Source organism: Dyadobacter sp. SRI_021, assembly GCF_057586235.1.
In genome coordinates this window covers 248,497-268,433 of record NZ_JBYCZM010000001.1, presented here as the reverse complement: position 1 = coordinate 268,433, position 19,937 = coordinate 248,497, and the positions used below count along the sequence as shown (strand labels likewise).

General features: G+C 50.6%; 16 protein-coding genes and 1 riboswitch. Of the genes, 3 read left to right on the top strand and 13 right to left on the bottom strand.

The window, feature by feature from the left end:
* Positions 1-4 precede the first annotated feature (4 nt).
* From moeB to thiS, 6 genes are read right to left on the bottom strand one after another with little or no spacing between them, the layout of a single operon-like run.
* A complete protein-coding gene (moeB, locus tag AC2YIT_RS01030) occupies positions 5-1,051 on the bottom strand; it encodes a molybdopterin-synthase adenylyltransferase MoeB (RefSeq protein WP_487277970.1) in 1,047 nt (348 codons plus the stop codon).
* 60 nt (positions 1,052-1,111) lie between these two features.
* On the bottom strand, positions 1,112-2,230 hold the full coding sequence (gene thiH, locus AC2YIT_RS01025) for a 2-iminoacetate synthase ThiH (protein WP_487277969.1): 1,119 nt from the start codon (positions 2,228-2,230) through the stop codon (positions 1,112-1,114).
* Positions 2,220-2,987, bottom strand: coding sequence for a thiazole synthase (locus tag AC2YIT_RS01020; RefSeq protein ID WP_487277968.1), 768 nt, complete (start codon positions 2,985-2,987; stop codon positions 2,220-2,222). The genes thiH and AC2YIT_RS01020 overlap by 11 nt, the downstream gene beginning before the upstream one ends.
* Positions 2,981-4,402: a thiamine phosphate synthase gene (locus tag AC2YIT_RS01015; RefSeq protein WP_487277967.1), complete on the bottom strand. Its 1,422-nt coding sequence runs from the start codon at positions 4,400-4,402 to the stop codon at positions 2,981-2,983. Before AC2YIT_RS01015 ends, AC2YIT_RS01020 begins: the two co-directional genes overlap by 7 nt.
* Positions 4,402-6,294 carry a phosphomethylpyrimidine synthase ThiC gene (thiC, locus tag AC2YIT_RS01010; RefSeq protein WP_487277966.1) on the bottom strand — a complete coding sequence of 631 codons (1,893 nt, stop codon included), beginning with the start codon at positions 6,292-6,294 and terminating at the stop codon, positions 4,402-4,404. Before thiC ends, AC2YIT_RS01015 begins: the two co-directional genes overlap by 1 nt.
* A 45-nt stretch (positions 6,295-6,339) precedes the next feature.
* A complete protein-coding gene (gene thiS / locus AC2YIT_RS01005) occupies positions 6,340-6,540 on the bottom strand; it encodes a sulfur carrier protein ThiS (protein WP_430843330.1) in 201 nt (66 codons plus the stop codon).
* Between the two features lie 71 nt (positions 6,541-6,611).
* Positions 6,612-6,707: riboswitch (TPP riboswitch) on the bottom strand.
* Positions 6,708-6,849: 142 nt separating this feature from the next.
* On the opposite strand from thiS, the gene AC2YIT_RS01000 reads away from it, so the two are divergent.
* The gene (locus tag AC2YIT_RS01000; protein WP_430843332.1) at positions 6,850-7,353 is read left to right on the top strand and encodes a GNAT family N-acetyltransferase; all 504 of its coding nucleotides are present in this window, start codon (positions 6,850-6,852) and stop codon (positions 7,351-7,353) included.
* 184 nt (positions 7,354-7,537) lie between these two features.
* Here the strand turns inward: AC2YIT_RS01000 and AC2YIT_RS00995 are convergent, their stop codons facing one another.
* From AC2YIT_RS00995 to AC2YIT_RS00970, 6 genes are all read right to left on the bottom strand, one after another.
* Positions 7,538-8,644 (bottom strand): bile acid:sodium symporter family protein, encoded by a 1,107-nt coding sequence (locus tag AC2YIT_RS00995; protein ID WP_487277965.1) that lies wholly within the window; start codon positions 8,642-8,644, stop codon positions 7,538-7,540.
* Positions 8,645-8,740: 96 nt separating this feature from the next.
* Entirely contained in the window at positions 8,741-9,673 is a 933-nt protein-coding gene (locus AC2YIT_RS00990; protein ID WP_487277964.1) for an RraA family protein, read from the bottom strand.
* Between the two features lie 102 nt (positions 9,674-9,775).
* Complete coding sequence (locus tag AC2YIT_RS00985; RefSeq protein ID WP_487277963.1) at positions 9,776-11,050, bottom strand: amidohydrolase/deacetylase family metallohydrolase; 1,275 nt, start codon at positions 11,048-11,050, stop codon at positions 9,776-9,778.
* Positions 11,051-11,219: 169 nt separating this feature from the next.
* On the bottom strand, positions 11,220-12,782 hold the full coding sequence (locus AC2YIT_RS00980; protein ID WP_487277962.1) for a SusD/RagB family nutrient-binding outer membrane lipoprotein: 1,563 nt from the start codon (positions 12,780-12,782) through the stop codon (positions 11,220-11,222).
* Between the two features lie 21 nt (positions 12,783-12,803).
* Positions 12,804-16,196: a SusC/RagA family TonB-linked outer membrane protein gene (locus AC2YIT_RS00975; RefSeq protein ID WP_487277961.1), complete on the bottom strand. Its 3,393-nt coding sequence runs from the start codon at positions 16,194-16,196 to the stop codon at positions 12,804-12,806.
* A 248-nt stretch (positions 16,197-16,444) separates the two neighbouring features.
* A complete protein-coding gene (locus AC2YIT_RS00970) occupies positions 16,445-17,545 on the bottom strand; it encodes a FecR family protein (protein WP_430843344.1) in 1,101 nt (366 codons plus the stop codon).
* 302 nt (positions 17,546-17,847) lie between these two features.
* Here AC2YIT_RS00970 and AC2YIT_RS00965 point away from each other — a divergent pair, with 302 nt between their 5' ends.
* On the top strand, positions 17,848-18,333 hold the full coding sequence (locus tag AC2YIT_RS00965) for an ImmA/IrrE family metallo-endopeptidase (RefSeq protein ID WP_487277960.1): 486 nt from the start codon (positions 17,848-17,850) through the stop codon (positions 18,331-18,333).
* Complete coding sequence (locus AC2YIT_RS00960) at positions 18,323-18,706, top strand: hypothetical protein (RefSeq protein ID WP_430843348.1); 384 nt, start codon at positions 18,323-18,325, stop codon at positions 18,704-18,706. Before AC2YIT_RS00965 ends, AC2YIT_RS00960 begins: the two co-directional genes overlap by 11 nt.
* A 15-nt stretch (positions 18,707-18,721) precedes the next feature.
* On the opposite strand, the gene AC2YIT_RS00955 is transcribed toward AC2YIT_RS00960, so the two are convergent.
* Complete coding sequence (locus tag AC2YIT_RS00955; protein WP_487277959.1) at positions 18,722-19,897, bottom strand: acyltransferase family protein; 1,176 nt, start codon at positions 19,895-19,897, stop codon at positions 18,722-18,724.
* Between the last annotated feature and the right edge of the window lie 40 nt (positions 19,898-19,937).

Sequence of the window (19,937 nt, the reverse complement as noted above, 5' to 3'; positions counted from 1 at the left end):
TCAATTACCAGTGCTGTGCCCAGAAGCTCTGTCCTTCGTAACCGCTTTGCGTCAGGAGCTTCGCTGCCTGCAAGCTTCGTTTGCCGCTAGTACAGTAAAAAACGACTTTTTTGCCCGAAGGGAATGTCTGGATACTTTCGGGGATTTCGGAGAGCGGGATATTCTCCCCGCCGAAGTTATCCGCCTCAAATTCATAATATTCGCGTACATCTACAAGCAAAATCTGTCCGGGATCCGCTTCCCGCAATGCCTCGAACTCGTCGTAAGACATTTCGCGTGTATTTCCCTCAGCAGGTTGTTTGACAGCTGGTTCCGGAGACTTTGCAGGAACCGCGGACGCTGATCTAGAAAACTCAAAGACGGATTGGGTATTTGAAAGTGTGTTGATAACCAGTAATTTGCCTGACAATGGTTCGCCAATGCCTGCCATTATCTTGATCGCCTCATTGGCCATATATGTGCCGATAATGCCGGGCAATACGCCCATTACCCCCGCTTCCGCACAATTATCGCCTTCCTCGGCGTCGGGAAAAAGGCACCGGTAGGTAGGCCCTCCCTGGTAGTTGAACACCGAAACCTGTCCTTCGAAACGCAGAATAGAGCCGAAAACAAAGGGTTTGTTCAATTCCACACAAAAATCGTTGACGAGGTAACGGGTTTCGAAATTGTCGGAACCGTCGATGACCAGATCATAACTATGAAGTAAATCTGCCGCGTTTTCGGCAGTCAGCCGATCGGGATAGGCGGTAAGGTGCACAAATGGGTTGAGTACCGAGAGTTTTTCGACTGCGGTAATGGCCTTGTTTTTACCAATATCATCGGCGGAATACAGTATTTGCCGGTGCAGGTTGGTAAGGTCCACAGTGTCGTCGTCGATAATACCGATCTCCCCTACACCCGCAGCCACCAGGTATTGCAGGACCGGGCAGCCGAGCCCGCCTGCGCCTATCACGGCCACTTTGCCGGCACTCAGCTTCTCCTGACCTTCCAGCCCCATTTCCGGCATGATGATCTGGCGCGCGTAGCGTTTTCGTTCGATGGGTGTGAACATAATAATTGAATGACCGAATGACTGAATGACTGAATGACTGAATTTGTTTTATTCAATCATTCAATCATTCAAAATTAAAGAAGCGTCCCAATCCTTCCAAACCGGCTCGTAGCCTGCGTTGCGGATCATCCGGGCGATCTCAGCAGGGCTTCGCTCGTCCGAGATTTCGAATTGTTCGAGTGATTCCGGCTCGACTGCGTAGCCGCCCGGGTTGGTTTTGGAGCCGGCGCTGATGGATGTTACACCCAACTGAATGCAATGGTTCCTGAATTTCTCGGATTCACGCGTGGAGAGCGACAGTTCGACTTCCTCGTTGAAAATCCGGTAGGCACAAATCAGTTGTACCAGTTCCCGGTCACTCATCTCCACCTTCGGTTCCAGGCCGCCGGAGAAGGGTCGCAGGCGTGGGAATGAGAGGCTGTACCGCGTTTGCCAGTAGGTTTTTTCAAGGTAATTCAAATGCAGGGCGGTGAAGAAACTGTCGGTGCGCCAGTCTTCCAAACCGATCAATACCCCCAAGCCCATCTTGTGAATACCTGCCTGGCCGAGCCGGTCGGGTGTTTCGAGCCGGTAATTGAAATTGGCTTTTTTACCTTTCGGATGATGCTTCCGGTAATCTTCCTGATGATAGGTTTCCTGGTAAACCAGTACCGAATGCAGGCCAAGCGGGATCAGCTTCTTGTATTCATCGCGGTCGAGCGGCTGTACTTCCATAGATACCTGCGCGAAATGCGGGCGGATCAGCTTCAATACCTTTTTAAAATACTCCACATGCACGGTCTGGTTCGCTTCGCCGGTAACAAGCAGCACGTGTTCGTAGCCCATATTTTTGATCACTTCGACTTCCCGCAGGATTTCACTGTCGGTCAAGGTTCGCCGGCGTACTTTATTATCCAGACTAAACCCGCAGTAGGTACATATATTGGTACACTCATTGGACAAATACAGCGGCACGTACATTTGAATGGTATTTCCAAAGCGCTTCCGGGTCAGCTGCCGGCTTAACCTGGCCATCGGTTCCAGGTAGGCGATAGCGACAGGGGAAATCAACGCCATGAAATCGTCCAATGTTCTTTTGGGAGCGGTCAATGCCCGTTCCACGTCGGCGGCGGTTTTGGTATAAATGGTCTCCTTAACCGTATCCCAGGAATACCGGGCAAATTCTTCTTTAAAGCTCATCCAGAAATGCGGTTAACGGGCTGCTGGCCACTGCCAGTCTCCCCTTCGATCCTAATTTGGCTTCATAGGCCATTCTTCCCGATTGCACGGCGAGTTTGAAAGCCTCCGCCATGGCGACGGGATCCCCGGCCACCGCAATGGCGGTATTAACCAATACCGCGTCAGCCCCGATCTCCATTGCTTTCGCGGCATCCGACGGCGCGCCGATACCCGCGTCTACTACCACCGGAACCTTGCTCTGCTCGATGATAATTTCAAGAAAATCAATGGTTTTTAAACCTTTGTTACTGCCGATCGGCGAGCCGAGCGGCATGACCGCTGATGCCCCTGCTTCTTCCAGCCTTTTGGAAAGCACAGGATCGGCGTGAATGTAAGGCAGGATCACAAAACCCAGTTTGGTGAGTTCCTCGGTTGCCTTCAGAGTCTCGATCGGATCCGGCATGAGGTACTTCGGGTCGGGGTGAATTTCGAGTTTTAGCCAGTTGGTTTCCAATGCCTCGCGCGCGAGCTGCGCGGCGAAAACCGCTTCTTTAGCCGTGCGCACGCCGGAGGTATTGGGTAACAAATGAATGTGATCGTGCGTCAGGTGGCTTAAGATATCGTCGCCTGCGTCGTGTACATCCACTCGGCGCAGGGCTACCGTCACCAGTTCGGAGCCGGAAGCCAGCAACGCATCTTCCATTACTGCTGCCGAACTGAATTTGCCGGTGCCGGTGAAGAGCCTGGATTGAAATGTTTTATCTGCAATGGTCAGCATAATGCTTGTTGGATTTGGTAAAATGTTTTTTGCGGATCGTCCGCGGCAATCAACGCGCCGGACATTGCCACACCATAAAGGCCTGCCTCGCGAAGCCCGCGGATATCGTCGGATGTAATGCCACCGATGGCGATAATGGGTATGGAATGACCGGCCTGCCGCATCTGGTGCATCAAAGCGGAGTAGCCACCTATGCCCAGAATAGGACTCAGGTTTTGCTTGGTATTGGTAAACCGGAACGGCCCGAGGCCGATGTAATCCGCCCCTTCACCGATCCGGCGAACAATATCGTCCCAGGTATTAGCCGTGCCACCGATCACCATTTTCTCGCCCACGAATGCGCGCGCCTCGGGTATAGGCATGTCCGTGAGCCCGAGGTGCAGCCCATGGGCTTCCACGGCAAGGGCAACGCGTGGAAAATCATTAATAATAAGCTTCGCCTCATAGCGGTCACACAACTGCGTAGCTTCCCAGGCAATAGGCAGCACCTCTTCCTCCGGCCGGTTCTTCACCCGCAACTGAATCCACCGGCAGCCCGCTTCCAGAGCCAGGCGAATGCTGTCGATATGCGACATGGTACCGGTTTCATTGGAGATAAAATGCAATTTGTCTATAAAATCAGCTGCATCCTTTTGCTTCTTATCCCCGGGTTGAAACCCGGGGCAATGGACTGCTTTTGCTTTTGAGCCGATTTGTTTTTGTTCAAATACATCGATCTCCAATGCCAAATCTATTGCCCCGGGTTTTAACCTGGGGATGCAGGATGACTGCTGAAATGATGATTGTTGAGATGAAGGATGCTGAGATGATTTTAGAGATAATTGTAATGATTTTAGATTTTCAAACTGAGCAACAGCATTGTCGGGATTTTGCCAGATGCTGCCAAGCACTGCTGCTCCATTAAAGCCCATTTTTAATGCAGATCTCAAATTTTCTGCATGAATGCCTCCTAATGCAATGACTTTGCCCGGAAAACTATATTTCCTTAATCTGAAATCAGAAGGGACCTTCGCCGAATAACCAGCCTTTGAAATACTATCAAAAACCGGCCCCAGGAATGCATAATCAAAGCGGTGCGAAAGTCTTTCAAGTTCTTCCGGATCATGTGTCGAGGTGCTGATTGTGAATCCATCGCTTTTCAATATTTCCAATGTTTCCTCGCTCTGCGTCAGCCTGTTTTTCTCAGTGAAATGCAACCCGGTAATGCCAAACTCATGGGCAAGCTCATGATGCTGGTGCAGTGCAATGCGTCCTCGGAATTGCGGATCGATCTGTTCCAGCCATATTCGCAGCTCGGTTTCCGTGGCTTTGGGCTTGCGCACATGCAGGCGTGCAAGTCCGTGTGCGAAGAGCCGGTTGACGATACCGGCTTCTTCGGACAGTATTTCCGGGTGAGTTATGACGATGAGCTCCATTACAGATAAATCTCGCTGCCTTTTTCTGCAAATTCCCGCGCTTTCTGCTGCATGCCTTCGGCCACGGCGTCTTCGGCCATCAGTCCGTTTTCCTCCGCATAGTCGCGTACGTCCTGCGTGATTTTCATCGAACAGAAGTTCGGACCACACATCGAGCAGAAGTGGGCGATCTTGGCCCCTTCGGCCGGAAGCGTTTCATCGTGAAACTCACGTGCGGTGTCGGGGTCCAGCGAAAGGTTGAACTGATCTTCCCAGCGGAACTCGAAGCGGGCTTTACTCAATGCATTGTCGCGGTACTGTGCGCCGGGATGGCCTTTGGCGAGGTCGGCGGCATGGGCGGCGATTTTGTAGGTGATCACACCGTCTTTTACATCTTTTTTATTGGGTAATCCCAAATGCTCCTTCGGGGTTACGTAGCAAAGCATAGCCGTGCCGAACCAGCCGATCATGGCCGCGCCGATGGCCGAGGTAATGTGGTCGTAACCGGGCGCGATGTCGGTTGTCAATGGGCCTAATGTGTAGAATGGCGCTTCATGGCAGTGTTTCAACTGCTTCTCCATATTCTCTTTGATCAAATGCATCGGTACGTGGCCGGGGCCCTCGATGATCGTCTGCACATCGTGCTTCCAGGCGATTTTGGTCAATTCGCCCAGCGTTTCGAGCTCCGCGAACTGTGCGGCATCGTTAGCATCGGCAATGCTGCCGGGGCGTAGGCCGTCGCCCAAAGAGAATGCCACATCGTAAGCCTTCATGATTTCGCAGATCTCCTCGAAATGCGTGTACAGGAAGTTTTCTTTGTGATGCGCCAGGCACCATTTCGCCATGATCGACCCGCCACGCGAAACAATGCCGGTGATGCGTTTGGCAGTCAGCGGTATGTAGCGCAGCAGGACGCCCGCATGAATTGTGAAATAGTCCACACCCTGTTCGGCCTGCTCGATGAGCGTATCGCGGAAAAGCTCCCAGGTCAGGTCTTCGGCTTTGCCATTTACTTTCTCCAAAGCCTGGTAAATAGGTACGGTACCAATGGGCACCGGCGTATTGCGGATGATCCACTCGCGGGTCTCGTGGATGTTCTTGCCGGTGGACAGGTCCATAATGGTGTCGGCACCCCAGCGGCATGCCCAGACGGCTTTTTCGACCTCTTCTTCAATGCTCGACGAAACGGCCGAGTTGCCGATATTGGCATTGATTTTCACCAGAAAATTCCGGCCGATAATCATCGGTTCGCTCTCCGGGTGGTTGATATTCGAAGGGATTACCGCTCTTCCGGCCGCTACTTCCTGTCTTACAAACTCGGCGGTAATGTGGCTTTTCGGCGTATTTGCCCCAAAACTATGTCCGGCGTGCTGGTGCGCCAGTGCGCCAGCTTTACCATTCAGCGACTGCAAATGCGCGTCAATGCGCTGATTTTCGCGGATGGCGATGTATTCCATTTCCGGCGTGATAATACCCTTTTTAGCATAATGCAGCTGAGAAACGTTCTGCCCGGCTTTGGCGCGTAACGGCTTTGCATTATGTGCGAACCGCAAATAGTCGAGCTTCGCGTCGGCGAGGCGCATCCGGCCGTATTCAGAGGAAATCGTTTCCAGTTCCTCCACGTCCCCGCGCGAGCGTACCCATTCCGCACGTAATGCAGGAAGGCCTTTTTTGACGTCTATTTCAATGTTGGGATCGGTATAAGGGCCGCTGGTGTCGTACACGGTTACCGGCTCATTGGGCTCGCTGGCTCCGAGGCGACCTGAATGCGGGCCGCCATGTATGCGCGTATCGTTCAGTGAAATCTCGCGCATGGCCACGGAAATGTCGTGGATTTGCCCTTTCACATATATTTTCTTCGAATTGGGAAACGGGTCTCGGGTGATGGTTTCCGGCGTTTTTTCTGTCTTCATGATGCTGTTTTTCTGGTTAAATGGTGGATACAGGACAATGCAATGCTAGCCGCCCTGGGTGGCGGTAATGAGCGTAATCTGGTCGTTGGGGGAGAATTGGCGCGTGGGCCAGTCGGATTTCGGGACTACCGATTGGTTGATGGCTACTGCGATGCCTTTGCCGGAGGGAAACAGCTCGGATACGAGTTGCCCTACCGTGTAAGTGACGGCTATTTGCTTTGTCTGACCGTTTAGGATGATTTCCATTCCTGATTCAGTTTTAAATACAAAAAACTCAGGGATGGACCTATGAAGAAAGAATAGACGGAGCTACGTGCACAGTAACACCTGCTTTTCCCTTCGGCAGTACTAGCTGCATCAGGTTCAAAGGGTATGATCTCAGTCCGCATGTTGGGACACCCCTAAAGTTGAGGCAAAGCTATTCGAAATTCAGGATTTTCAAAAGAATTAGAAAAAAACGTAAAACAGAACGTGGATAAGACGTGAAATTTTTTAAAATAATAAGGTATTTTTGACCCTAATATTGAAACCTGTATAACGACCTGCTTTATTTTGATGGATTTGATCATCAGAAGTGCCGCTCCTAAGGATCTGCCTTCGCTGTTGGAAATTATCAACCACGCTATTCTGAACACCACGGCTATTTATGATTACGAAGCCCGGACCATGGAACAACAAAAAGCCTGGTTTGAACAGATGTTCTATGACGGTATGCCGGTGATTGTGGCAGAGCTGGAAGGCGAAGTGATCGGTTATGGTTCCTATAATATTTTCCGTCCGAAAATCGGGTACAAATTCAGTGTGGAGCATTCCATTTACCTCGACGAAAAGTCGCGTGGCATGGGCGTAGGTGGTAAATTGCTAGGGAGCCTCATCCAACGTGCGAAGGAGTCGGGCCTGCATACGATGATAGGCTGCATTGATGCCTCGAACCGCGCAAGCATTGAATTTCACAAGAAATATGGGTTTGTGGAGAAGGGTTACCTCAAAGAAGTAGCTTATAAATTCGACCAGTGGCTGGATTTGGTTTATATGCAGCTGTTGCTGGAAGAGGATTGATATTTTTGGGAGGAAGGACGAAGGTCGAAAGGGAGGAAGTCAGAAATGGTCAAGGGTGGTCAGGAATGGTCAGGATTAGTTAAGAATTTATCCAACAAAATTGACAATACCTGACAACGAATGACAACTCCTGTCAACACTTGACAAAAAACGAGGCGCAGCTAATAACTGCGCCTCGTTCATTTTAATGGGCTCTGCCCGTTTCTACATAAGTATCTTCATCGCCGGTGGGTTTGCCTTGCCACCAGGAGGCGAGGATGGAACCGGTAATGTTCATCAGTGGTCCGAAGATTGCGGGGGCGAGGCCTACGGTGGCCATTTTACCCATTTCCTTGGCAATACCGGAAGCCAAACCGCCATTTTGCATGCCTACTTCAATGGCAATCGTACGGCAGTCGCGCTCACTCATGCGGAACAGGCGCCCCGACCAGTAACCGAGCGTGTAACCCGAGAGATTGTGGATTAACACGAGGAGCAGCAATGCAGGCCCGATGGAAAGCAGGCTGTCGCGGCCGGCAGCCGTGATGATTACGATAATGAACGCGATACCGCCCATCGATACCAATGGCATAGCGGCATCCAGCCATTTTACTTTTCCGCTGAACAGCTTATTGAAGATAAGCCCGGCGCCGATCGGGATGATCACCATTTTAATGATATCCCACATCATATGCAGCGTGTCGATTTTCACGAACGCGCCTGCGAGCATGCTCATGAGGACCGGCGTTACGATAGGCGCGAGCATGGTGGAAATGGCGGTAATGGTAATGGACAAAGCCAGGTTCGCTTTCGCCAGGTAAGAGATCACATTGGAAGCCATGCCGTTCGGTGAGCAGCCGATGAGAATGATCCCAGCAGCGATTTCAGGCGGGAAGCCGCTGATGTTCGCAAGCGTATAACCGATCGTCGGCATGATGATAAAGTGGCTCACTACGCCGATCAGTACACCTTTGGGCATTTTAACCACCCCCACAAAGTCGCCGAAACTCATGGAAGTACCCATCCCGAACATGATGATCTGGATGAGTGGAGTGATCAGCGTTGAAAGTTTAAAGTCGCCCACCGTGAGGAAATGCTGAGGGTAGTATAATGCGGTGGTTACCGCCGCGAAAATCACGGTGGTGTAAGTGAAACCTTTTAGTTTTTCATATCCCCTGAAACTGATGGCCAGCGACAGGAAGAATGCAATGAAGAAGGGGCCGGCCGAAGGGAGGCTCCCCGTGAAAGCGAGGTAGAGCGCTATCAGCAGGCAAACCGTGGCGACGGCGGATATGAGCTTGTAAATATTCATATTAATGTATTTAAAATGCAATTTTGAAAAAGGGAAAGAAAATTCCTGTCTGTTTCACCAGACAGGAAATGCTGAAAACCAGTCCCGGTTACTCGCCTACCAGGTTCTTTTTTTCATGTATTCGTCGAGCTCCGAACGTTTCATAGGGATTTCGTTCGGGTTTTTGTCGAGCCATTTCAGGAAGTCTGTTTTCAGAGCGTCGGTCCATTGGCTGTCAATCTGGCCTGGGGTGTATTTGCCTTCTTTCAGCATTTGAATGCCGAATTTGTCACGCAGTGCGATGAATTCGGCGGTTTGCACCACTTTCTCGACCATGTGCGACGGGACGAAGATTACCCCTTCTTTTTTGGCCAAAACCAGATCGCCGGGAAGTACTACCGCGCGGCCGATGCGAATAGGGGTATTGATGCCGGTGACCACCGCGTCTTTGAGATACGAAGGATCGAAATCACGGACGAATGCATTGAAACCGGGGATTTTGGAGAGGCCGTCGAGGTCGCGCACGGAGGCGTCGAATACCACACCATTGCCGGTTTTGGCAAAAATAGAATTGGCCAGGTTATCGCCGATCAGCGTACCTTCCACTATTTTGCCCATACCGTCGGCTACGTATACGTCGCCTTTGCTGAGCATGTCGATCGGCCAGGAGTTGGTATTGCCGATGCGGCCTTGTTTGGCACCGCGGTCTTTGATATTCTTTTCGATATCCGGGCGTGAAGGCATGAACTGCGCCGTCAGTGCACGGCCGGCGATCACCACGTCGTCGTGCACGATTTTCCAGTTGCCTTCAAACTGGCAGTTATAGCCTTCGTTTTTGAGCACTACCCAGGCTTCTTCGATATTGATGTCCTTTGCTCGGCGGACGAGGTCGTCGGAGATTTTCGGGCGGCCGTCAGGGAAGCGTTCACCTTTCCATTCGGAGGTCAGGAAAATCAGTTCTTCTTTTGGCATAGTCTGCGCCTTCGCGGTTTGCAGGCCTCCAAGGGTTAGGGTCAGGATCGTCGTTAAAGAGAGAATTGGTAGTTTCATAAGACAAGAAAATGTGCGGCAGGAATATACTGAGTAGGTAAAATTAGGTAAAATATCAATCGGGGCCCTGTCTGGTTACATCATCCAGAGCTCCCGTTCAGATTATCTTTTTGAAACCACGATAGGGTTGGTCAGGCCATTCAGGTCGTACACCACCTTACCTGCGCGGATCGTCACTTCGGCTTCCAGTTTCTGCTTGCCCTGCACTTTGGCGCCGGTGTAATCGAAGAAACCGAAGGTACCGGTGTCATTCATCTGGAACTTGCCGTCGAGCACGCGTAATACGGATACGTCCGCACGTGAACCGACCGAAAGATTACCCAGCTCTTCGCGGTGAATGGCTTGTGCCGGAGCCCAGGTGCTGGCTTTGATCACCGCCGGCAGATCCATACCCATGGCTAAGAATTTGGACATCACATTCAGCATGTCCTTCATGGCATTGTTCATACTGCCGGTATGGATGTCCGTGCTGATAGTGTTGGGATAAAAACCGGTTTTGATCGCCGGGATCGCCTGCGAGAATGCGAAGCTGATACCTCCGTAACCCACATCGAAAATGATGCCTTTTTTGCGTGCTTCATACACGAATGGCTTCACTTTACCGGCTTTCACGTCCACGATCGGCTCGCGGCTGGCAAGCTGGCCGAAGCAATGCGTGAAAATGTCGCCGGGGCGGAGGTGTTTCATGAAAAGCTCTTCGATGGGCAATACCGGCTGGCTGCCGCCAAAATCGATCATGACCGGGATGTTAGCCAACTTGCCGGCTTCCACGGCACGGTCGGTAGGCGTCCAGTTGTAACCGTTGAAGTGGGCAAGTTTAATACCCACAATGTATTCAGGATATTCTTTCGCGACTTTGGCAGTAGCGGCAGCATCCATGTCCTCGACATTCTGCTCGTACGTGCCGCCGCGCATGCCTTCGCCCACGATGTTCAGGAACGAGAGTACACGAGTGCGTGAGGCATCAATGGTTTGCTTCTTAAAATCGGGGAACGACTTCCAGCCGGCGCAGCCAGCGTCCACCACCGTGGTAACCCCTGTGCGGAAGGTGAAACCGTCGGGTGGGAGGGCATTAGGACCGTTGCTGTAAGTCTGGTCCATTTTGGTGCCGAAGAAGTTGTGCGAGTGCATGTCGATCAGGCCCGGCGTTACGAAAAGACCTTTCGCGTTCACTACCTGTACGCCTTCCCTGGCGTCGATGTTTTGGGCAACGAGCATTACCGTGTCGCCTTTCAGCGCGACGTCCATAATGCTGTTGATATTGTTTTTAGGGTCAATCACATGACCGCCTTTGATGACGATCGAATACTTCTGAGCCTGTGCGGCAAAACCGGCAGAACAGAAGAGGGCGGCGGCAATGAATACTTTTTTGATCATGGGTTTTGGTTTAGGAAAGAACTATTATGGTTAAGACAAGGAAACGCATTGAAATACCTCATTCACGGATCGAAAAATTTCAGGCTTAAAAAGCGATACGGACTGCCGATTTTGGTCGGCAATCCGTATCGGTCATTCACTTCACAGGCAAACAGCGCATAAATTCCGCTTATTTATCCCACCAAACTTTGCTCGAAAGCGTGTTGGTGCCGCCCTGGCGGGTACGCGCTTCGTAAAAATTCTCTTTATTGTATTGCTCCTCCGTATCGGGGATCACGAAGCGGGTCGGGATCTGGCCGCCGGTGAGGTTACCGGGATAGTTGGTCGGCGTCAGCTTGGGATAGCCTGTGCGGCGCCAGTTGGCGAAGATCTCGTATTCGTCTTCCAACAGGAGGGATACCCATTTCTGCGTACCGATCTGCTCCATTTTCTGTGCTGTCGTTCCGGTTGCATTGAAAGGGTTCGCTTTCAGGTAAGCGGCGATTTTAGCATCGGAGATGATACCTGCCGTGCCAAATAATGCCCATTGTTTCAGACCGGAAGTAACTGCGGCGTTGTAGGATGCCTCGGCGGTAGCGCCGCTGTACCAACCTCTCAGGTTGGCCTCTGCGAGCAACAGGTGTATTTCGGCAGGGGTCATAACGAGCAACGGTGCATTGTATTTCAAGATCGTCGCAGGGTTAGGCTCCGAGTATTGATCGAAATTGGCAGGCAGGCCGTTGAAAGCGGCATTTTGCATCCCTTTTTGCAGTGCGGTAGCCGTGTCGGCCACGTAAGGGGCTTTATCGGATGCTTTGGTCCATACCACTGAAATCACATTCAGGCGCGGATCGCTTGTGGTTTTCAGATGGTCGATCAGCGTTTTTGCAAACTTGCCGCCTTCTACGTTATCGCCACCGGGAGATACGTAGTCGGTGCTCATTAATCCGGCGGAGATGAAATTGCGGCTCGCGGTGATGGAGCCGTCCACATAGTCGATCTTCGCCAGATCCGCGTCAGCGGTGATTACGCCGCCGGCGATCGCTTTCTTTACCCAGGTTTCAGCCATGGCAGGGTCCACTTCGGTAAGGTGCATACCGAGGCGCAGCATGAGCGAATAGCCAAACTTCTTCCATTGCGTCACATTTCCGCCGTAAATCAGGTCTGCAGTGCCGAAGGTAGGCTTACTGGCGTCGAATGCGGCAATGGATTCTTCGATCTCTTTGAGCATGTCGGCATAGATAAAGGCCTGCGTGTCATACTTGGGAGTGAAGTTTTTGTCCGTAAGGGCCTTTCCGGCGTCCGTGTATGGGATGTCACCATAAAGATCAGTGAGGCGGTGGTAGAGGTAAGCCTTCCATATCCGCGAAACCGACATTTTGTTTACATTGTCCGGCGAGGTTTTCAGCGCGTCGATTACCTGGGCGAGATCGATTACGGCTCCTGCCGTCGCAGGGTCGCCGCCAAACAATGCCCAGTTGCCGGTTGAGTAGGTATAATTGAAATACTTGTCACCTGCCGCAGGCACCTCCTTGTAAGTCGCGAAATGCTGCATCGACTGTCCGATCGTCAGATAAGCACCGCCGGTATAGTTGTTGCTCACGGTCGTCAGCTGCGCCCGGGTAAACAGGAAGCCGGGCACGACATCCCTGGACGCATTCGGGTTTACATTCATTTCCTCGAAATTATTGTCGCAAGAGGAGATGAAGGCGGCCACCATGGCCATATATGATAGTTTCAGGAATTTGTTCATCGTCACTGTAATTTTGAATGATTAAAACTTCACTGTCAGGTTCACGCCGATGTTTCTGGTCCTGGGTACACCAAATGCTTCCAGCCCTTGCGCATTACCGTTTGTATAGCTCGATTCAGGATCGAAATATTTGTTGCGCTTGTCTTTGTAAAGCAAGGCAAGGTTACGTCCCACGATCGAAACAGAAGCCGATTGCAGTTTACCTCCCAATATTTTCGCGACGGGCAGGTTGTAGCTCAAGATAATCTGGCGCAGTTTCACGAAATCGTTGTTGAACGTGAAAATGCCCGTGTAGTTCTTGTCATTGTCATAGTAAGTATCAATGTCTTTCTTCTCCCATGTTTTGGAGAAAGGTGCTCCTTCGGGTGTTACACCGGTTACCGTCAGGCCGGTTTCACGGCCGGGAAGTGTTTCCTTAGGCAAGCCGAAGCGGTATGCATACTGGTACATGTTCGAATATACTACGCTTCCGAACTTGCCGTCGATGAGGATGTTCAGCGAGAAGTTTTTGTATTTGAAATTGTTGGTGATACCCATGGTCAGCGGAGGAGTACCATTACCCAGTTTTTCGAGGTTACCACGTACCGCGTAACCGCTGGCAGTGTTGAATACGGTATTCCCGTTTGTATCTTTCAATTTGTTGTAACCCCAAACCTCACCATACGTACCGCCCACTACGTTGTTGATCAAACCACCGCCTACGCCCGTTCCGATGCTCAGGGAAGGAAGGTTATCGGCCAGTTTGATGATCTCGCTTTTGTTGTAAGCCATGTTGTAGCTGATGTCCCACATGAAATTATTTTGCTTGACCGCAGTTCCTGTCAGCAACAACTCGATACCCTTGTTGCTCAGCTCACCCACATTCAACAAAGCGGAAGTGTAACCCGAGGTCGCGGCGATATTGCTTTGTACGATGTCGTTAGTGGTCTTGCGGTTATACAGCGTAAGATCGATTCCCAGACGGTTTTGCAGGAATTTCGCTTCGATACCTGCTTCATAGGTAGTGGAAGTAAGTGGTTTCAGATCGGGGTTTGGTACCACCGCCGAAGATAGCTGCTGAACCGGACGTCCGTTGTGGCCACCTACTGCCATCGCATAGCTTTGGTAGATCTGGTAGGGAAGTACATTCGCGCCGCCCACTTGTGCCCACGAACCACGTAGTTTCGCGAAGCTTACCACTGTTGGCAGGTTGAAAGCTTCGGAGAGGATCAGTGAACCACCAACGGCAGGGTAGAAAATGCTATTGCTTTTGCTGTTCAACACCGAGAACCAGTCCTGACGGCCCGACAAAGTCAGGTACGCAAAGCCTTTGTAACCCAAATCGGCGGATCCGAAGATAGAGTTGATGGCGCTTTTGTTGTAAGTAGGCACCACGGTCGATGTTGCGAGGTTCGTGAAGCTGTAAAATCCAGGAATCGTGAATTCCGAACCGTTGAAGGCGGTCTGGTCATAAATGCTTCTTTGCATATTGCCACCCACCAATGCGGAGAAGTTCAGGTCTTCGGAGAAGTCCTTGGAGTAATTCAGCGTCAGCATTCCGTTGGTTTCCGACGAGGTTACTTTCTTCGCTTCGTAGGTCCCCAGCGGCTGGTAGGCGTTGTTGGTAGGTACTACGAACTCATAGTTGAAGTTGTAGTAATCGCGGCTTACGCTTCCTTTAATGAACAGGTTGTCGAGGATGTCATATTTAATGTTGGCCTGACCGAGGAAACGGTTTTTCTGATCTTCATTGACAAACTTGTTGATCACGAAATAAGGATTCGGTGCGGCCGGTACGGGGTTCCATTCAACCTCTTTGCCGGTAACCGCGTCGTAGCCCGGGGCGAGGCTTCTGATATCCACGGTGTTTGCAACCAGGTAAGTGGCCCAGTGCGGGTTGTAATCAGCATAACCAACTTTCGGACGGTTGTGGCCGTTCTCGATATTGTACTGAACAACCGTCTCAATGCTCAACTTTTTTCCCAGAAATGCATTCAGGTTCAGGTTCGCGATTCTTCTGGTAAAGGAAGAATTGGGGACAATGCTGTTCGAGCTGGTGTTGTTCAGACCGAAACGGAAATTCACGTGTTCGTTACCTCCCGTAAACGAAAGGGAGTTGATGTAGTTGGTTCCCGTGCGGTAGAAGTTTTTCAGGTTGTTTTTCTGAGGCGAATAGGGACGTTCCACACCATCGAACTGGATTACCGGCGTACCATCCATTTTCGCACCGTACGACAAGCGGCCTGAGCTCTTCGCCTTATCCTTGTCTGCCGGTTTTACACCATCCACACCCTGGCCGTATTCATATTGCCAGTCGGGAATGATCGAAAGGTTGTCCACCGAGAAGTTGCCATTGTATTCCACGCCGATGCCTTTTTGTGCACGGCCTTTTTTGGTGGTAATCAAAATCACACCGTTGGAAGCACGGGCACCGTAAAGCGCAGCCGCAGGACCGCCTTTCAAAACGCTGATCGACTCGATGTCGTCGGGGTTGATACCGCCGATACCATCACCGCGGTCGGTGTTGTTACCATTACCATCCGAAGCATTGCCACCACCCGGAACGCTATTGTCCATAGGCATACCATTGATTACATACAAAGGTTGGTTGTTACCGCTCAAAGATCCGTTACCACGGATGATAATGCGGCTGGAACCGCCGGGGCCTGTCGACATACCGGTGGCGTTAACGCCCGCAATCTTACCGGTCAAGGCATTCGCAACGTTATTTTCACGGGCTTGTGTGAACTCGCTTCCTTTCACCTCGGTCACTGCATAGGCAAGTGCCTTTTTCTCTTTGGAAATACCCAAAGCCGTTACAACTACCTCGTTCAACGCTTTGGCCTCGGGCGCCAGCTGTACGTCCACGCTGGTTTGACTGCCCACCGTAACTTCCTGCGTAGTATAACCTACAAAACTGAAAACCAGAACGGCAGTTGCAACCTCGCCGTCGGGAATATCCAGGAAAAATTTACCTTCCGCATCACTGGACGTTCCTCTTTGTGTACCTTTTACGAGCACGCTTACGCCCGGGAGGCCTGCGCCGGTTTCATCCTTCACGGTTCCCGTAACGTTGCGTTTCGGCGATGCCTTAATGGTATTTTCTTCAACAGGTGCCTGTTCGCGGCGCAGGATAATACGGTCCTGAACCACTTCGTAAATGACTTTATACGGAGTCAGAATTTTACTGAGAACTTCGGATAACGATTCGTCCTGAAATTTATAGGATACTTTCTGATTGTTGAAGATCTGAGGGTTGTACATGAACTTAACCTTTGTCACATTCTCGATCTTTTCCAATGCCTTGTCAATCTCGGAATTGGCTAAACGCAAAGTCACTTTTTGTTCCAGCACACGCTGTCCACGCACGTCGTTCGCATGGACGAAAGTGCTGAACGCGATGGAGAGCAGGGCTTGATACAGAGTAATACGCATGATTTTCTGTAAAGCATGGTGAAATTGTACTCTTTTTGACATAATTTTGATTTTTGTCGGGTTGAAATTCGGCATAATGATTCCCACAGCAGCCTCATTCAGATGCTGTTAAGCGTACACAAGCGGGGGATTAATCGGGTCGGTGGTGTTGCAGCATCATCGACCTTTTTGGTAGAATAGCAATTAGTAGTGTTTTTGGGTCATAGGCACGGGTGAATTTGTCATAAAGTATTGAGAGAAAGGTATTTTCAATAACATCCTTTGCTGTTGATGATGATACTTGCGTCGAGCTGTTCATACTGTGCGCCGATCGTCCTGCAAATCAGATTGATCTTCTCGAACAGCGGCTCATCGGAGAGCGAGGCGGTGAGGTAACAGTTCTGCATCACTTCCGCATCGAATACGATCTTCACACCGTATGATTTTTCCAAGGCCGCAAACACTTCGGCGATTGGCGTTCCCTTGAATTCGAATGACTGTCTCTGTATCGGTAATTCCAGGAGCTTGGGGTCTGGGATCAGGCTTCTGGTGAGTCGTAACTCATTGGGTGCGAATGTGATCTGCTGGTTGGGGGTCAGCACCATTCCACCGAGCTTGTCATCGGCATGCTGGCTTGCAATCGCTTCTTTTGTCATCGGGAATACCGATACTTTGCCCGTTTTTACAACCACTTTCACCTCCTGGTCGTCGAATGCGCTCACTTTGAAGCTCGTTCCCAGTACTTTCGTGGCAAGCGTATGTGCATACACGTAGAAAGGTTTGTCGGGATTCTTAGCCACTTCAAAGAACGCTTCCCCTCTCAGGAACACTTCCCGTTTGCGGCCCTCGAACCGGCGCGGGTAGGTAATGCGGCTGTCGGGTTGCAGGAGCACCGAGCTGCCGTCTTCCAGGATGACCAGCCTGGCCTCTTTCCCGGAATTCACCGTCTCGATCAAGGGCTCCTTGATCTGGCTCAGAATCACCTTATACTGATCGGACTGCTTTTGGGAAAGGGTTTGCTTGTTGTACCACCATCCTGCGAACATCAGGATCAGTACCGAAGCCGCCATATGGTACCAGTTGGGTCTGAAACGCAGCCATATCGATGATTTTTTGGCATGGTTCTCCCCAATGGCGTGCGAGAGCCTGTAAATTTCATTAGCCACTTCCTCATCCGAAATACGATCGAATGCCGCTTCCGTCGACACCAGGAAATTCCGGGCGTGATTGACCAGGTCCTGTTTGTCCGGATTGTCTTCGAGCCATTCGGTCCACAGGGCTCCATCGGCAGGGTTATTGAACAACACCCAGCGTCTGAAAGATGGATCGGCGGCCAGTTCCTCCGGAAGAAAATTGCGGTAATGAAGCATATTGGGCAAATAATAATATGGCTAATTTTAATAAGGATGCACGAACATTGGGCCGATACTCTCTTTTCGGAAATTAATTTTTGAAAAATTTGGGAAGGGCGAATAAAAATGCGGAGCGGCTGATGAAAATCTTGGCAACTGGCCGTTGGTTTACAGATATCTACCGAATATTCATTGATTGATTTTTTGGGTATCATAAATTTGATAATCCTGGGACCTACTTGTGTTTTATGAAACAAATCGAAGATAAATCTGGAAAATAAATTGTTAACCTACGTAGAGGAACTGATATGAGATATTATATGACGCCGGACTATCAAAGAGCGAAAGGAGAGGCCATTCGTCTATTACAACAGTTTGGATTGGAGAAGCCGCCCGTCAATCCGATGGACATTGCGAAGGCTCTTGGTGTAAAGGTCTCCGTTGTCGAATTTGAGAAAGATCTTAACAACATATCGGGTTTTTACGATTTCGAGGAGGATACCATATTCGTGAACAAGGACGAATATCCCCTGAGGAAGACTTTCACGATCGCGCATGAGCTGGGCCATAGAATATTGCACGCTGAATGGGCGAAATCCTCTGATTATAAAGTGCTTATGCGAGGTGATGTCCGTACGGACGATCCGAAGGAGGCAGAAGCTAACACGTTTGCCGCGAATCTGTTGGTGCCACGGTTTATGCTCAATAAATATTGGGAAGAGTTTTCTGCCACCCAACTTTCGGAATTGTTCGTGGTATCTGTGCCGGTGATCAGGAACCGGATCTCTTTCGAATATGGAGTCTAAAAGGATTCAGGCTAAAAGGGGAATTGTAAAGGCCGAGCAGACAGACGTGGAGCTAGGGGAGAAGCAACTTGCTGCTCGACAGATGGAATTCGAAATTGCCAAAGAGCAAAATCGGCATGAAAAGGATATGCGAAGTACAGACCTTGGCTTTCTGGGTTGGTTCTTCGGCGATGGGCGAAATACACAGACATTCGTCGCATTGATTGGCGTCCTCTCAGGCCTTGCAATTTTTGGAACTTGTTTGGCTGCCGCATACAAAAAGCCCGCCGACGCACATTTCTGGTCCGATGCTGGTTTGAAGGCGCTGGCATTTGCGGGTACTTCATTGGGATATTTGTTTGGACGAGGTGCCCTTGGTTCCAGAAAGCAGTGATTTTCTTTCAGGACTCTAAATGTATTTTGCTATCCATGTAATTTTCCTCAGAGGGATGCTGACGGCCCAACTTCCAAAAAATGCGACAAGCAATGTAATCAGAAACTTGCCGAACGCAGAAAAGGGTGCGTCAAGCAATGCATACTGCGTCCAGAGCACAAACGGGTAGTGCAGCAGGTAGATGAGATAGGCATGTTCGGAAAGGGAGTCCCAGGCTCTGTGATGCCTTTTGACCAACGCGCGGAATGTGGTCATGAAGGCAATGCAGCTGAATATGCAGGACAAAACGTAAATCGTGAAATAAATGAGGTATCCCTGGAATTCAGTGAATACTCCGGTTTTGACGAGCGTGGTCAGGTATGGCGACGCGATGGTGAGTAACGTATAGACTAGTCCGCACGCGACAAGCCAGAGCGGCCAGCGACGGACGAGCGGAGCAGAAGGGCCGAACATCGTTTCGTTGAAATGCACATGCCCAAGCCAGGTTCCTATCAGGAAGTAGCCGAAATACAAAGCAGCACGGCTGACTTGGAAATCGAACGGTCCGAAACCGGTCCATGTGTAAGGCCCCAGCCAGAATGCGAATGGAACGTACAATGCAAACGTGAGCAGGAACGCGCAAAGGACCAGAGAGGCTGGTTGGTAGCTTCGTGGTTCCGTGTTTTTGGTGATTCCGAATTTTGATCTGCAAGCCACGTAAATAAACGCGAATATGATATTGAACACAAACAGTACCCATATAAACCACGGTGGCCCGACAGGCCATTGCTCGACGATGAAGAAATCTTTCACGTATGCGAGCAGGCTCAAGCGCCCGTGAGCGAGCATGTAGGAAGGGTAATGAGCGATAAGGTTCAGAATGGTACCACCGATCAGGAATGGAATAAATAACCGGTAGAACCTGTCGCGGACAAATGCGCCTGGGCCTTTACGCTGAATGCTCTTGATGACGAATAATCCCGCAATGAGGAACATCAGCGACATGAAGAACACATCGTTGAAGTTTTCAAAAATGTCCAGTCCAATCCAGCGCTGTGTGTCGACCACCGGGTGAGTAGACCGGATGTATGCAGCCTTGTCAAAGCTCGCAAAGGTGGTATAGGCAAGAGAGGAGTGGTGAGCAACCACCAGGACGGTCAGAAATGAGCGGAGGTAATCGATCCAGAGGGTTCGGCCGGAGGTTTGTTGCATGGGCTAGGGGTTGTTACCGGAAGGATGCATTAAACGAACG

Excerpts from the sequence above, each read along its gene's own strand:
- moeB (WP_487277970.1), bottom strand. The coding sequence starts at position 1,051 with ATGTTCACACCCATCGAACGAAAACGCTACGCGCGCCAGATCATCATG.
- thiH (WP_487277969.1), bottom strand. The coding sequence starts at position 2,230 with ATGAGCTTTAAAGAAGAATTTGCCCGGTATTCCTGGGATACGGTTAAG.
- AC2YIT_RS01020 (WP_487277968.1), bottom strand. The coding sequence starts at position 2,987 with ATGCTGACCATTGCAGATAAAACATTTCAATCCAGGCTCTTCACCGGC.
- AC2YIT_RS01015 (WP_487277967.1), bottom strand. The coding sequence starts at position 4,402 with ATGGAGCTCATCGTCATAACTCACCCGGAAATACTGTCCGAAGAAGCC.
- thiC (WP_487277966.1), bottom strand. The coding sequence starts at position 6,294 with ATGAAGACAGAAAAAACGCCGGAAACCATCACCCGAGACCCGTTTCCC.
- thiS (WP_430843330.1), bottom strand. The coding sequence starts at position 6,540 with ATGGAAATCATCCTAAACGGTCAGACAAAGCAAATAGCCGTCACTTAC.
- AC2YIT_RS01000 (WP_430843332.1), top strand. The coding sequence starts at position 6,850 with ATGGATTTGATCATCAGAAGTGCCGCTCCTAAGGATCTGCCTTCGCTG.
- AC2YIT_RS00995 (WP_487277965.1), bottom strand. The coding sequence starts at position 8,644 with ATGAATATTTACAAGCTCATATCCGCCGTCGCCACGGTTTGCCTGCTG.
- AC2YIT_RS00990 (WP_487277964.1), bottom strand. The coding sequence starts at position 9,673 with ATGAAACTACCAATTCTCTCTTTAACGACGATCCTGACCCTAACCCTT.
- AC2YIT_RS00985 (WP_487277963.1), bottom strand. The coding sequence starts at position 11,050 with ATGATCAAAAAAGTATTCATTGCCGCCGCCCTCTTCTGTTCTGCCGGT.
- AC2YIT_RS00980 (WP_487277962.1), bottom strand. The coding sequence starts at position 12,782 with ATGAACAAATTCCTGAAACTATCATATATGGCCATGGTGGCCGCCTTC.
- AC2YIT_RS00975 (WP_487277961.1), bottom strand. The coding sequence starts at position 16,196 with ATGCGTATTACTCTGTATCAAGCCCTGCTCTCCATCGCGTTCAGCACT.
- AC2YIT_RS00970 (WP_430843344.1), bottom strand. The coding sequence starts at position 17,545 with ATGCTTCATTACCGCAATTTTCTTCCGGAGGAACTGGCCGCCGATCCA.
- AC2YIT_RS00965 (WP_487277960.1), top strand. The coding sequence starts at position 17,848 with ATGACGCCGGACTATCAAAGAGCGAAAGGAGAGGCCATTCGTCTATTA.
- AC2YIT_RS00960 (WP_430843348.1), top strand. The coding sequence starts at position 18,323 with ATGGAGTCTAAAAGGATTCAGGCTAAAAGGGGAATTGTAAAGGCCGAG.
- AC2YIT_RS00955 (WP_487277959.1), bottom strand. The coding sequence starts at position 19,897 with ATGCAACAAACCTCCGGCCGAACCCTCTGGATCGATTACCTCCGCTCA.